At 45.6% G+C, this 14,356-nt stretch carries 12 protein-coding genes; 6 read left to right on the top strand and 6 right to left on the bottom strand.

Annotated features, from left to right (window positions below; all coding sequences use genetic code 11):
• Positions 1–63: 63 nt before the first annotated feature.
• The 6 genes from V1L65_RS23495 to V1L65_RS23470 all read left to right on the top strand — a co-directional run bounded on the left by V1L65_RS23495 (position 64) and on the right by V1L65_RS23470 (position 5,994).
• Positions 64–1,074: a LacI family DNA-binding transcriptional regulator gene (locus V1L65_RS23495; protein ID WP_331701687.1), complete on the top strand. Its 1,011-nt coding sequence runs from the start codon at positions 64–66 to the stop codon at positions 1,072–1,074.
• A 252-nt stretch (positions 1,075–1,326) separates the two neighbouring features.
• A complete protein-coding gene (locus V1L65_RS23490; protein WP_331701686.1) occupies positions 1,327–2,085 on the top strand; it encodes a carbohydrate ABC transporter permease in 759 nt (252 codons plus the stop codon).
• Entirely contained in the window at positions 2,075–2,956 is an 882-nt protein-coding gene (locus tag V1L65_RS23485) for a carbohydrate ABC transporter permease (protein WP_331701685.1), read from the top strand. Before V1L65_RS23490 ends, V1L65_RS23485 begins: the two co-directional genes overlap by 11 nt.
• Before the next feature lie 96 nt (positions 2,957–3,052).
• Positions 3,053–4,396 (top strand): ABC transporter substrate-binding protein, encoded by a 1,344-nt coding sequence (locus V1L65_RS23480; protein ID WP_331701684.1) that lies wholly within the window; start codon positions 3,053–3,055, stop codon positions 4,394–4,396.
• The gene (locus V1L65_RS23475) at positions 4,393–5,106 is read left to right on the top strand and encodes a histidine phosphatase family protein (protein WP_331701682.1); all 714 of its coding nucleotides are present in this window, start codon (positions 4,393–4,395) and stop codon (positions 5,104–5,106) included. Before V1L65_RS23480 ends, V1L65_RS23475 begins: the two co-directional genes overlap by 4 nt.
• A gap of 84 nt (positions 5,107–5,190) precedes the next feature.
• Positions 5,191–5,994, top strand: coding sequence for a metallophosphoesterase family protein (locus V1L65_RS23470; RefSeq protein WP_331701680.1), 804 nt, complete (start codon positions 5,191–5,193; stop codon positions 5,992–5,994).
• A gap of 415 nt (positions 5,995–6,409) precedes the next feature.
• On the opposite strand, the gene V1L65_RS23465 is transcribed toward V1L65_RS23470, so the two are convergent.
• The 6 genes from V1L65_RS23465 to V1L65_RS23440 all read right to left on the bottom strand — a co-directional run bounded on the left by V1L65_RS23465 (position 6,410) and on the right by V1L65_RS23440 (position 14,346).
• Positions 6,410–7,354, bottom strand: a complete 945-nt coding sequence (locus V1L65_RS23465; RefSeq protein ID WP_331701678.1) for a DUF4434 domain-containing protein — start codon at positions 7,352–7,354, stop codon at positions 6,410–6,412.
• A 211-nt stretch (positions 7,355–7,565) separates the two neighbouring features.
• Positions 7,566–8,360, bottom strand: a complete 795-nt coding sequence (locus tag V1L65_RS23460) for a M55 family metallopeptidase (protein ID WP_331701677.1) — start codon at positions 8,358–8,360, stop codon at positions 7,566–7,568.
• 32 nt (positions 8,361–8,392) lie between these two features.
• Positions 8,393–10,009: an extracellular solute-binding protein gene (locus tag V1L65_RS23455; RefSeq protein WP_331701676.1), complete on the bottom strand. Its 1,617-nt coding sequence runs from the start codon at positions 10,007–10,009 to the stop codon at positions 8,393–8,395.
• 61 nt (positions 10,010–10,070) lie between these two features.
• Positions 10,071–10,937, bottom strand: a complete 867-nt coding sequence (locus V1L65_RS23450) for a carbohydrate ABC transporter permease (RefSeq protein ID WP_331701675.1) — start codon at positions 10,935–10,937, stop codon at positions 10,071–10,073.
• The gene (locus tag V1L65_RS23445; RefSeq protein ID WP_442955715.1) at positions 10,937–11,893 is read right to left on the bottom strand and encodes an ABC transporter permease; all 957 of its coding nucleotides are present in this window, start codon (positions 11,891–11,893) and stop codon (positions 10,937–10,939) included. Before V1L65_RS23445 ends, V1L65_RS23450 begins: the two co-directional genes overlap by 1 nt.
• Positions 11,894–12,108: 215 nt before the next feature.
• The gene (locus V1L65_RS23440) at positions 12,109–14,346 is read right to left on the bottom strand and encodes a helix-turn-helix domain-containing protein (RefSeq protein WP_331701674.1); all 2,238 of its coding nucleotides are present in this window, start codon (positions 14,344–14,346) and stop codon (positions 12,109–12,111) included.
• Positions 14,347–14,356: the final 10 nt, after the last annotated feature.

The raw sequence follows: 14,356 nt of genomic DNA, 5'->3' as shown, positions 1-14,356 counted from the left end.
CATCAAGTGCACTGGCGGAGAAGATGCATGTGACAAAGGAGATGTAACAATAGCGAAATGCGGATGACATCAAAGGAATTAGCCAAGCTCATTGGCGTTTCACAATCCACCATATCGCGCGCCCTTAACGGGTCCGATCAAATATCGGAGCGCCGAAAGCAAGAAATAATTGAACTCGCCAAAAAACACAATTTCGAATTCAATGAGAATGCCAGGAACCTGCGGACACAAACGTCCAATTCCATTGGATTATTGATGCACACTTATTTTAACAGCTTCATGGAAGACGATTTTCGCGCTCTTCAATTCAGCTATATTCAGGCTGAACTGTCCAAGCATGATTTCGACCCCATTTTCCTGAACGACGTGACTTTAACCGAAGATGTAGACGCTTTGGACAGGGTCATCAAAAAGCGGCAGCTGGCGGGACTGGTCCTATTCCGCAGAATCGAGAATGACGCTGTGATCGAGTATCTAAAGGGCCTTTCCATCCATTTGTTCTCCATGACGAGATGCAACGAGAAGATGCAATTCATTCCCAGCGTCTCTTTCGACAACTATACGATGGGATATCTGGTGGGCGAACACTTCGCAAAGCGAAAATTCAAGCGTATTGCGTATATTCGCAACCGAAATCACCAGTCCGGCGATATAACCACGCAGGGCTTGATGGATGCTTTGGCGGAAAAAGATATGCGAATCTTGGAAGAAGACATCTATTTCACCCAGTTTGATTTCAAATCGAGCTACGACACCGTTGTGGCCAATCTGGATCGGATGCGCCAATACGACGCCATATTTGCCTATAACGATACCATGGCCCTGGGGGTCATCAGTGCGTTACAGGACAACGGAATCTCGGTGCCAGGCCAGATATCGGTGATGGGCAGCCACGACATTCCCATGGCCCAGTGGTTTTCTCCGCACCTTACCACGGTGCGTACCTTTATAGATAAGCACGCAAAAGTGGCGAGTGAAAGAATCGTTTCCATAATCAAAGATGGTTTCGACCCTAGCCCAGAGAAGCATTATATCGTCAAGCCAGAACTTATTATACGTCAATCCTGTCCTTAGTTTTTCCAACTGAATCATTAACAATCTAGACTGCGAGTGGAAGCGGTTCCATTCGCCATGTCTTCGAAATTACATTTTATTACTTTTTTTAATTAATTTTCATATTATTCGATTTGGAACGGAGGGAAGCTATTGAGTAGAGGATCCTTGGCCATTAGATCGGTTAAACCGTATCTTTATATTTTGCCCATGGTGATCATCTTTGGGGTGTTCAGTGTTTACCCTATGCTGCGAACCGTATATCTATCCTTTATGGATACTAACGTCAGCTTTACCCAAATGCAATTTATCGGTCTTGGAAACTATGAGGCCATCAACGGGGATCGGCACTTCTGGCGCATTGTTGGGAACACGGCCATTTACGGCTTTGCCCAAGTCATTCTCACCGTGGTGCTGGGGTTGCTGTTTGCCGCGATAGCCAACAGCAAAATCGTTAAATTCCGCACACTATTCCGGATGTCCGCTTTTTACCCCTTCGTGTTACCCATCGCAGTGGCCGCAATGGTGTGGATCTACATGTATAACCCTTCCCGCGGCGCCATTAACCTGCTGCTGGACCAACGTATTCAGTGGTTGAATAGCTACGACTACGCCTTGCTGGCACTCATCGTCGTCTCGGTATGGAAATCACTAGGATTCAGCTTCTTGCTGATTTTGGCGGGGATGCAGAATATCTCTCAGGACTATTATGAGGCCGCGGCGCTGGAAACAAACAGCCATATCAAGCGTTATTTCAAGCTCACGCTGCCCATGCTGATGCCCACTCTGTTTGTGGTTTGTCTTCTATCCGTCACCAGCAGCTTCCAATCCATGGATCTCGTCGCCATCATGACCCAGGGCGGTCCGGGCCATTCGTCCAATGTACTGATGTATTACATCTATCAGGAAGGCATTATCAACCGGCAAATTGGTTACGGCAGTGCAATGAGCACGTTATTCCTAGCGGTATTATTTATCTTCACAATTGTTTATCTACGACTTGGCGAGCGGAGGGTAGAATATGAGCGCTGAAGCAAGAGGGTATATCCGAGACAAAAGCGGCATGGCTGCCAGACGCAAAAGAATAACGTCCACGTTGGTTTTTAATGCCATTATTCTGCTTGCCAGTATTGTGTTCCTGTTCCCCTTGGCATGGATTTTCATCACAAGCATGAAGGACCAGGTGGACATACTGAAGCATCCAATGGCCATCATCCCAACGGAGTTTATGTTCGTGGAGAATATGAAAGAAGTGTTGCGCCGCGCACCTTGGGATGTTTTTTACAAAAACACCATCATCGTTGCAGTGGGAGTTTTAGTCGCCCAGCTTTGTATCAGCATTCCGGCTGCTTTCGCTTTCTCCAACTTTAAGTTCAAGTTCCAGAGCTTCTTCTACCTGTTTGTACTGGCGCGGCTGCTGGTTTCCCCAGAAAGCCTGCTGTTGCCCAACTACCTCATCATCAACGGGCTTAACCTGTACAACACCCTGCTAGGCATCGCCCTTCCCAGCTTTGCCTCGGCTATATCTATCATCATATTCCGCGGGGCATTTATGGAGATCCCCACCGCACTGAAAGACAGTGCCCGCATCGACGGCTGTGGTGATTTTAGATACATGATGGTAATTGGCATTCCGATGATAAAATCACGTATAATCGCATTTTCAATTACATCCTTGGTGTATCAATGGGACTCCTATTTCTGGCCCATGGTCATCACCGAATCCGTGCAAAAGCGCACCCTTGCCGTGGGCATGGCCTACTTTGGCACTCAGGCAGAAAGCGCTTCCGAATGGGGGCTGACAATGGCGGCGGCCATATTGGTCATTTTACCGCTCTTGATCGCCTTGGTGTTTTTCCAGCGTCAACTGGTGGCCAGCTTCGTCACCTCAGGCATCAAATAGCCGGCCACGTTCCTGACCTTGGACCAGCAATGCCTGTAACGTTATATTATACGCGAATTTCGTGTGTAATAATATATTGAACGGAGGAAATGATCTATGAAGAACAAAAAATGGTTTGCACTGCTTGGTACTGCGTTATCCCTGATTCTCGTTTTTCTGGCCGGTTGCAGTGGCAACTCGTCTACTCCGCCGGACTCCCAGACGTCAGCCAAACCAACCGCCAAAGCCTCCGCACCAGCCAGTAAGGGCGAGGTGGTTGAGCTGGTCTATTATTTTCCAACCCAGACCTCCGGTCCCTTGGCTGTTGCTATGGAGAAAATTGTGGAAAAATTCAATGCGGCGAACAAAGGCATCCACGTGACCGCGACCTTCACTGGCAACTACGATGAAACGCTGCAAAAGACTCTGACGGCCATCTCGGGCGGCAATGCCCCTAACGTGGTCCTCAGCGGCTACAACCTCTCCAACCTGCTCAGCATTGACGCACTGGTGGATATGAACACCTTGATCGCCAAGGAACCCGCTGGTTTCCTAGACGACTATGTACCGGGCTTCTTCACGCTGTTCAGCTACCCTGACAATTTGCTGTACGGTATGCCTTTCCAGCACAGCGGCACCATTCTTTATTATAATAAAGATATACTGGCGGCCGCCGGTCTGGACCCTCAGAATCCTCCAGCAACCTGGAGCGAATTGAAAACGGTTACCGAAACCCTCAAGGCTTATGATGCCAAACTTGTACCGCTTGAGTTTATGGGCGACGTGTGGATGACCGAGGCCTTGGCGCTCTCCAATGGCGGCGCCATCCATGCGGATATGGACACCATGTCCCTCGACAATCCCAAACTCATCGAGACCGTCAACTTCTTTAAAGGTTTAATGGACGCTGGCTTGGCAGAGGACAACACCAGCTATGGCGGCGCGGCGGAGAACTTCTTGGCCGAGACCACCGCTATTATGACAAACTCCAGTGGCTCTTTGGGCAATGTGTCCAAGACCGCTACTTTCGACTGGGGTATCGCCCCTCTTCCCGCAGGCGATGGCAAAGACCCTGTTTCCCTCTTGGGCGGCGGCGGCTTCATTATCATCGACGAGCACCCTCAGGAGAAGATCGACGCCAGCTGGGAATTTGTGAAATACATGACCAGCCCGGAAGTTTCCGCCGAGTGGATGATTGCTACCGGGTACTTCGCAGTGCGTCACTCTTCCTACGACTTGCCCGAGATTAAGGCCATGTTCGCCGAGAAGCCACAGTATGCCACGACAGTAGAGCTCCTTCCGATCCTGCAGAGCCCTTACATGATCCGGCAGAATTTCGGGGATGTGTCCAACACCTTCAAATTGGCACTGGATGAGAGCTATCTGAACAATGCCGACATCACCGCTACGCTGCAGCGGGCACAAAAAGAAGCTCAAGCCTTATTGGACAACGGAAAATGAGGCTGCATATTATTCGACACGGCGACCCGGACTACGAGAATGACAACCTGACAGACCTGGGCAAAAGAGAAGCTCATGTGCTGGCTCAGCGCATGGAGCGTCTGCCTCTAGCGCAAATCTATTCGTCACCTATGGGGCGGGCCAAGGCCACAGCCGGGTATACCGCCGAGAGAACAGGGATACCCGTGCAAATCTTGGAATGGATGCGGGAGATGAATGATTTGACAGCCAGCCCCGATTCAAGCGTGCTGCCGGACCCGGTGGTGATCTGGAACCTGCCGGGGCATCAGCTGCGCCAGGCCGAGGGCGGGGAAGGAAAGCACGCAGCGAATAGCGATCTTTTCCCTCAGCCACTTACCGCCAACCGTTTCCATGAATTGCGCACCGGCTGGCTCGAATGGTTGCGGCAGGCTCACATCCAGGTGACCGACGAGGGCTGGACGACCGATACCCCGCTTGTGGACAAAGATGTGGCGATATTCTGCCACCATGGCGTCGGGCTGGCATTGTTGTCGTTAATTATGGACATACCGGTGGCAGCGCTCTGGCGTTCGGTATGGCTGCCGCCCTCCTCGGTGTCCACAGTACTTCTGGAGCAATATGATCAGCACCGGATCAACCCGAGGCTGGTGTGCATCGGCGATACCTCACACCTGTTCTCACTTGGGCTGAACAACAATACCAGCGGGTTGATCTACAATTTCCATTGACGGAAGCTAGCCCCGAGATTTCGGGGCTGGTTTTTATCATTGCACATGGCTCAATCACAAACCCACGACCGGAGGAGCATTGAGATGGAACATTTCAGTTTTGGTCTGATGACAGACATGCACTATGCAGACCGCCCCATGCGGATAGGGCGTTATTATCGAAACACCTTAGACAAAGCGAGGCAATGTATTGACGCGTTCAACGGTGTGCCAGTGGATTTTTGCGTACACATGGGAGACCTCATCGACTGGCCCGGTCAGCCGGACAAGGGCCGGGAGGCGCTGACCGCCATCATGCCGATCATGCGCCAGTTTCGCGGCCCCATGTATTATCTGTTGGGAAATCACGATGTAGACTCAGTGCCTGGCAACGAACTGGCTGCGCTTTGGGAGATGCCCGGTGGACAGACCTGGTATTCCTTTGACCACAAGGGTGTGCACTTCATTGCGCTGGACTGCAACTTCGACGCCGAAGGCATGCCCCACCAGCCGGGAATCGGGGAATGGGACAATTGCTACCTGCCCCAATCCCAACTGAGCTGGCTCGAGGCCGATCTGGCGGCGGCACAGCCGGACATCGTGGTGGTGATGGTCCATGCCCTTCTGGATGACTTCGAGGACCCCCATGTCATCCGAAACGCTCCTGCGGTGCGGAGCATACTGGAAAACTGCAATAAACGTGTAGTGGTGCTTCAAGGACATATGCACACCGGGCATAGAAGCGTGAAGAACGGCATTGGCTATCACACCTTGCGATCAGTGGTAAATGGGCGGACCCGCACCTGTTTTTGGGTGGTGGAGGTGGGCGCCAGCGGCATGACCGCCGCCGTATACGACAGCACCCGCAACCATGGCCGCCCCACCCGGCGGGTGTTGCTAGAGTTTTGAGAAGATAGAGGAATCAAGTCCGATATATCGGCAGTAGAGAACGCTAGCATTTAACCCAAATCTGCATTCAAGAAAATCGTATACAAGGAGGGTTTTACCATTACTAACGATCGGTTGATCTCCATGTTGCTCACAGGGTTTGTTCCTGGACATCAGCTCCAGTTCAGTCACGCCAGGAGCCAATATCCTGATGTGGTACAACTCCGGAAGCTCGAACAGCCTCAACTTTATATTGAAACGCACGTGATAATACAAAGAAACAACTCTATATATCCAGTCAAGACCACCCGCTCAGCGGGTGGTCTTGACTTCTAGGCGCTGGTGCCAGCGGGCGCCTGCGTGCCAAGAAAAAGATCATTCCTCTTGCCCTTGCCATTGACAGATAGTATATCCTCTCATAATCGCAAGCCTCTTATCAGAGATTCGCTTCCTTTATAAAATCCGCATAATCCTGATATAATTTCGTCGAGTCTTCGTGTCCTGCAAAGGCTAAGGTTCCAGGCTTATTCATTAATCCAAGGTATTGATAACATACAATTTTATCCACATAATTAGATAATACTTCAATTTGCTGGCGGACTCGCTGGAATGGAGCCGGCACCAATACCTTCCCTTGAAACTTAAAGATCTCCAGATCCGCCCATAATGGCTTGCCTGCTTTATCATGTGCTTCCCTTAATTGAGAGTAAATGTGGTGCAATTCCTCTGGTTGAGATGCATTTACACCAACTTGATCTTGATAGGCAATGAAATCAACCTCAAGTGCTTTAACTTCGTCTACAAACCTCCCGTCGAAGTGGATCGTTCGTGTGCCGTAAGGTGCAATGATGACCGTTTGTGGTCCTATTTTTCGGCATTGATCCGACATTTTATTAACATAACGAGTATAGTCTTCCGGATAATATCCTCTAATACCAGCTTCTACTGGCAAATACCAGCCTGCAAAGGATCGATAATGTCCGTAACGCTCCACTAATTCGCTGATGATATCTAGGCGATACCGCTCGGCATTATTTTCGTCAATAAAATCATGAAATGCAGGCGTTGTAAAAAAACCAAGGCCGATGTAAATGTTAACGTTTAACCTGTCACCAGCTTTCAAAACAGCCTCGAGCGGGTCCTCGCATATTAAATTCCAGCGATACTTAATAATTTCGGAAGGGTAAAAGGTTTTGCCATGAAGGGCAACGGATAGCAGCATGAAGGTGTCCATCCCCGCTTCTACCATCTCTTCCATTTTGCTATCCCAATCTTGGGCAGTAAATTGGTTTGTAGCGTGATTCCAATAATCTCCTTCATAAGGATTGCAATGATGAAAATCAAACCATGTCCCGCTAATCGGGAGTATTTTTTGCTTCATTCCCATTGTCCCCCATCCCATTAATGATACCGTGAGCTGCAAAGCATCCTTTCCAAAACCATTTGCTTTGGCTAATAGCCTGCCGCTTCAATCTCAATAAAGTTTCATTTGAGTTCTTTTCAAAAAAGAGGCTTGCAATCAGCAAGCCTCTAATTCTGAATTAACATTCCAATGACTTTCATAAATCGATGTATAAATTACAGTACTCCTATTAAAACGCTGCAGCCAAAAGATCGATTAAGTTTTCACTTCTGTACACGGCTGTCAAGCCATCCATTCGTTGCGCATTCACATTATCATATCTTCTAGCATCAGCCTGTTCCGTATGAAGAAACCGCATCATCAATTCATACGGTCCAGGTAATGAATACGGCTTACAGAAAGCAGTATGCTGCACTGCTTGCTTGACCGCATCCTTCAGCTCTAGACGAGAACGTAAAGGAGGCTTGATTATAGCGGAGTGCCTGCCAGTTGCTGTTTTTGTTGCATATACAACTATGTCGCCCAACTCATCTTCCGCTTCGGAACAGGTTTTATCGTCACCAGATACTAAGGATACGGGAACTCCACATAGCCCAAATATCAGAGCATCCAATCCAATCTCACCAATCATTCGACCGTTCAATTGTATGGATTGCCATCCTTGCGATGTCATGGTATGATCCCTTACGGCCTCTCGAGTTCCATTCATTGCATGGTATCCGATTAAGAAAGCGCCTTCAAAGCTGCTATCGAGACCTGGAAAGCGCTGTTCAACCCGAGTTGCCCCCATTACATAATCTGCTGCAGGATGCAACAACTCAGGAATGAAGTTGAAGCCGCTGCCATGTGCGTCTTTGACAATAATTTGAGTTGCGCCGGCTTCTACTAACGCTTCAGTAACCGCATTCACTTCCATTGTTAGTAAATGACGCGCTTCTTCATAGAGCGGTGCTCCGCGTAATAGCTGATCCGGAAGCATAATTCCAGAAATCCCTTCCATATCTGCGCTAACATAAAATTTCATGGCTAACACCTACTATTTGCATAATATCCAAATTACTTCATGTATCCTTGAATGCCAGCCGCCTTAATCGCATCATTCACTTCTTTAATCATTTCGGCTCCGCCCCTGCTCTTCCACTCTTCAACTAGCTTATCCCAGTCTGAGAATGGGCGTTGACCATAAATCATTTTCGTTTGCTCATCATACATGTATTTCCAAAGCTCAGCTTCCTTAGCAAGTCTCACTTCTGAGAACACTGCATTTACTGGATTAAAGTAATGCTGGGTGCTTGCATGCATTTCTTCAAACTTCTTAGCAGCTTCCTTCAAAATAGGCACTTTATAGGTGCTTGAATATTCGTTAGCCTCATCACTAGGCGCCCAACCATTGGAATCCGGGTAGTAGTCGCGAGGCTTCAAGCCCAACTCGCCACTTTCAAGCTTCAATTGGCCATCCTCAATTGTATAGCCTGAACCTTCATTGCCATGCATCCAGTCAAAATCTGCGTTAGAAGAATTCTTTTGGTCGCTTGTATAGAATTGACGGCCGAAGTCCAGGAACTCAAAAATACGTTGCAATTTTTCTGGCTCCTTAGCAAGCTTTGCATTAATTAATGTAATACCTGAAAAGCCCGGGCCCGATGTGTAGCCTTGCGAGCCATCTGGTGCTGCGAATGGGGGAATCGGCTCAAGAACAGCCCCAGGTGCAATATCTGACAATGCCTGTGAATTTGTATCACTCATACCGCGAGGTGTCCCGATAAAGATACCCGCTTTTGAACCGTAAAATTCATTGTTGGTTTGGCCCCAGTTCAATACTGCAAAGTCAGGAGTTGCTGCACCTTGATTATAAATGTCAGCAATCCACATTAGCAATTCTTTTCTGACATCAGTAATGATGCCTGGTACATAGTTGCCTTCTTCATCCTTATGGTACCAAGCAAGGAAATCATAATAGGCGCCCATAGAATATGGCGGGTTAATGTTGCTTGACATGGCCAGACCATACGTATCATTTTGACCGTTTTTGTCCGGATCGTTGAATGTAAATGCAAGAGCAACCTCCTTCAGCTCTTCGTAAGTAGTAGGCATCTTCAAATTAAGATTATCCAGCCAGTCTCTGCGGATCATTGGAGTCAAGGAATAGTTTTCTGGGGAGTAACGCGGAATACCGTACATTTTCCCGTCAACCATTACAGACTTGCGAATATCCTCTGGAATCATTTTAAAGCTTTCATATTGATCCATGTACTCATCAAGCGGTAAAAACGCACCTTGCTTCGCCCATTTTACATAGTTGGCATCTTGATGATTTTCTAGTGTAATAATATCTGGAAGCTCATTGGAAGCGACAACGGCGCTCAGCTTTTGAAGATAGTCGGTAACAACCACGATTTGCGGCTGAAAGTCGATATTAAATTTCTCGTTAATCATACTAATGCCTTTACCGTCAACTGCCGGGACATTTCCTGCATAACGATAATCAATTGATGTAATTGTGAACTTTTTAGAGCTTGCATCCGTTGCATTTCCTTGAGACGCTGTGTTAGATGGTGCTGTTGATGGAGATGGACTAGCTGGTCCATTGTTCGAGTTACTGGAGCATGCCGCCAGCATGCATACGGACATAATCATTGCTGCCGCAGAAATCGCCTTCTTTTTAAATGACATTACGCTCACCCCATTAAGTTAATTGTCGAATCTCTATCCTGCTTCCCCATGCTTTGGGCGGTTAGCCTTTTACTGAACCTAACATCACCCCCTTGGCAAAATGTTTTTGCAGAAACGGATAGACGAACAAAATAGGCAATGTTGCTACAATAATGGCTGCCATTTGGATCGTTTCCGCTGGCGGCGCATGCTCAGACAAAATGCCTAGTGTCGTATTCGGCTCGTTAATAATGATCATTTGGCGGAGTACAACTTGTATAGGCCAGTCCTTAGGATTGTTCAAATACAGAACCCCGGTGAAATAGTTATTCCAATGAGCAACGGCATAAAAAAGGCCAAAAGCTGCAAGTGAAGGCTTAGACAGCGGCAAAATGATTTTTGTAAATACTTGAATATCATTGGCGCCATCGATAGTTGCCGCTTCATTCAATTCAGAAGGGATGCTCAAGAAAAACTGACGCATAACGATCAAGTTATAAGGACTAATAGCAACAGGGATAATTAAAGACCAGAGCGAGTTCATTAACCCCGTTTCCAGAACGACCAAATAGGTTGGGATCATACCTGCAGTAAAAAGTAAAGAAAACACTACGAAAAGCATGATGACACGCCGCCCAATCATAGGTCTTGATAACGAATAAGCAAACGTAGCCGTGAATAATAAGTTAACAAATGTTCCAATCACAGTTAATTTCCCGGTTACCCAGACCGCTCTAATAAAAGGCTTGGAGTTTAAAATAAACTCATAGGATGTCAGAATCCAGGTTTTTGGAAAAAACATAAAATCACTTCGAAGAAAATCTTCATAGGATGAGAATGAAACACTTATTACATACATGAATGGAAATAGCATAGCAAGAGAAAGTAAGCATAAGGCAATATGGTTAGCGACCGAAAAGGGAGAACGGTACCATTTGATTGTTTTCATTAGTAGACACCATCCTCACCGAATCGTTTAGCTAAGAAGTTCGCTCCAACTACAAGTATAAGTCCGACGAAGCCTTTAAATAATCCAACTGCCGTAGCAAAGCTATAATCCGACTGCTCAATACCTTTGAGATAGACATAAGTATCCAGAACCTCGCCCACACTGCGATTAAAAGGATTCAGCATGAGAAATATTTGCTCAAAGCCCACGTCCATAACACTTCCCAATCGAAGAATTAACAATATGACGATCGTTCCTCGAATAGCTGGCAGCGTAATATGCCATATTTGTCTCCAGCGATTCGCACCATCCACAATGGCCGCTTCATATAATTGAGGATTTACTCCTGCTAGTGCTGCAAGGAAAATAATCGTTCCCCAGCCAACCTCCTTCCATATGACCTGTCCAATGATTAATGGCTTGAAGAACGCCGGATCGGTTAACCATGGAATCGCACTCCATCCAAAGGAATCAACAATAAAACGGTTAACTAACCCTTCTCCTCTAAGGAAAATAACACTGATCCCTACAACAACTACCCATGAAAGGAAATGCGGCAAGTAGACTATAGATTGAATCGTACGTTTAAAGAACGCATTTTTAACTTCATTTAACATTAATGCAACAATGATTGGCGCTGGAAATGCAAATACGATTTGAAGGAATGAAATACTTAGTGTATTCCATAGAACACTGATAACTTCTTTATCTTCAAATATTTTTTCAAAATGTGTAAATCCAACCCATGGGCTGCTGAGCATACCCTTGAATGGATTAAAATCGATAAAGGCAAGCACTAACCCACCCATTGGCAAGTATTTGTAAATGAGAAAATACAAAATACCTGGCAGAGCAATGATTAACAAGTATCGATCCTTCCACATACGCTTTCTTATAGATGTAAGCATTCTCATTTTTCCACTTGGCAGCGCTTGTAATGATTCTGATGGTTTCATTGTTCCCCTCTCTTTCTTTAAGCGATAAGCTAATAGTTCCACAACTTAAATTGCAGGGCAATTATCTCTTATACAAGACAGCAGAAAAAAGATAATTTCCCGAATAAAAAGATAACAACCCCGCAAAATACACGGAATTGTTATCTTTTATACGCTCAATATGGGCCTTATCAATAGGGTCTTGTTAGGGTCTTGTTGCAGCCCTTCATTATCAGCTATGAATTTTCTCTATTTTTTTTACGATACTGTCCTGGTGGTTCATTTGAAAACTGTTTAAAAATTCTATTGAAATTCGTTACTGACGTATAACGCAAACGGTCAGCAATTTCTTTGATTGGCATATCCGTATAAATAAGCCATTTTTGAGCCTGCTCCATACGTACCTTAATTAAATAATCCCCAAACGTAAACGAGGTTTCTTCTTTAAAAAATCTGCTCATTTGTGAAGGAGTTACTCCAAATCGATCTGCTAGCTGCTGCAAGGACAAGTCCTTCGTAAATTCTTCATGAATATAATAGATCGCTTGCTGAACAATCTTCGACTGCTTTGGAAAATTCGCTTCCTCTAATGCCTTTATAACCTTTGGAAACACAGTCATTTCACACCAATGTCTTACCTCTTGTAGAGAATTCATTTGATACAATTCCTTATACCAGCTGATTTCTTGACTATCTGCCTCATTTTGTCCCCACTCTAGCAGTAAATGGTCAATTTCACCTAACAAATAAGCAAATAATCCCAAAACGGTTTCAGAATTATGTGCATATTTGGGAACTAAGCGAAGCATTTGCACCAAATGCTCCTTGGCCTCCTCTAAATTACCAATTGCGAGGCTTTGCACAATTTTCTTCTGCCATTTCACGAGTGACTGCCCCGATTGACGTGTAACAGGGTCGATCGTACGCCGAAGTATAACGTCGCCTGAGCCTAACAGCAATCGATAGCTAAGCAGCTCATTTGCTTCCTGATACGCATCGCTTATTTTGTCATATCCAATATATACAGAGCTTAATGAAACGGTAACAGATAATTGGAAAAGCTCCATTGCTTTAACTAGGACTTGGCCAGCAATTCTCTCGCACTCACGCTCTGTTGCCCCGCCCGGCTTTTCGATTCCGATAATCATGGCAACTTGGCCGGGCAAAGGAATCGCAGTAGCACAAGAAAATGATTCTTCACACAGCTCCTCCATCATCCTTCTTAGAGCATGCATCATTAACGAACGATCTTTTTCTTTGTACTCCTCTTGAAATATAACAAATCTCTCTAGATCCGCTACACAAACATAAAATACTCTTCCTTTGAGCGGAAATCCATATTGCTCCGTTTTTCGATGAATTTCCTGTTCGGACATTTCGCCTCTGATCATTTGCTGAAAAACCGTTTCCTTTAAATAAGGCAACTGTTCACTTAACTCATATTTTAGCTTTTCGTTCGTTTTTACCATTAGCTGAATAAAGGTATCCAGCACCGCTATACCATCACGGTGGTTGTGATCTGCTTTAAATTCTCCTGTAAACTTATACAATAGGCGTTGAATTGGAATATATAAACGATTAGAACCAAATAGTGCTATTATTCCCCACACCACGATCAAAGACAATACTACGACCCAGGTCAGCCCTTGTATGCTTTGAGCTTGACGCGTTAAATCCTTGTCAGGTGTCATCGCAATGTAGGTCCAATTATTAAATGTAGACTTTTGAATCGATGGTCTGTAAGAAACACCTTGCTTCGTAATATTTTTTAAATCTCCTTCGGGATTAGCCCAAATCCCGTACCACTCCGAGGAGACTGTCAAGCGAGTTCCTATTTCATCTTGATTTTGACTCATGACTATTTTGCCTTCGTTATCAACAACTAACAGCTGGCGATTTCCTCCAAGCTGTACATGCTCAAATAATTTAGTTAGATGTTCTAGCGAAACATGCAGAACTAAAATCCCATCCGGTTCATCACTATAAAAAGCGGGTACCGGACGGAGCAGCAATAGCTCGTGTTGGCCTTGGCTGCTGTTTGGGGGAATAACGATGGATGAGTTATAGCTAATATTTGTGTTGTTTAACATGCTGTTATATTTAAATTGTGATTCGTTAATATAGCCATAAATGGTTGAATATACTTTCCCGGAATGTTTTGAAATTAGCGAAATATCAAAAGGTACCTCAGAAAGTCCCCGCTGCCACTGTATAGAATCTATAGCAGTTAAAAAGGGCGTTATATTTTGATCAGGAGTCGTTTTTACAGTTTCGCCAATAGTTGTATTGTTCGCCAGCTGTACTGAATTTTTTTCTAGACTTCGTATAATGGAATCGAATTGATACTTTATTTGGCTAAGAATAATCTGATGATTATGATCAACTTCCCGCTGAATCATGTTTGAGGCAAAATATGCAGAAAACATACCTAGAAGTACGACAGGAATGATGCTCATCAGTAAAACAAAAAGCATCAACTTTTGT

Source organism: Paenibacillus sp. IITD108, assembly GCF_036541265.1.
Taxonomy (GTDB): domain Bacteria; phylum Bacillota; class Bacilli; order Paenibacillales; family Paenibacillaceae; genus Pristimantibacillus.
The sequence above is the reverse complement of the archived record's forward strand: the minus strand, read 5'-3'. Positions and strand labels throughout refer to the sequence as shown.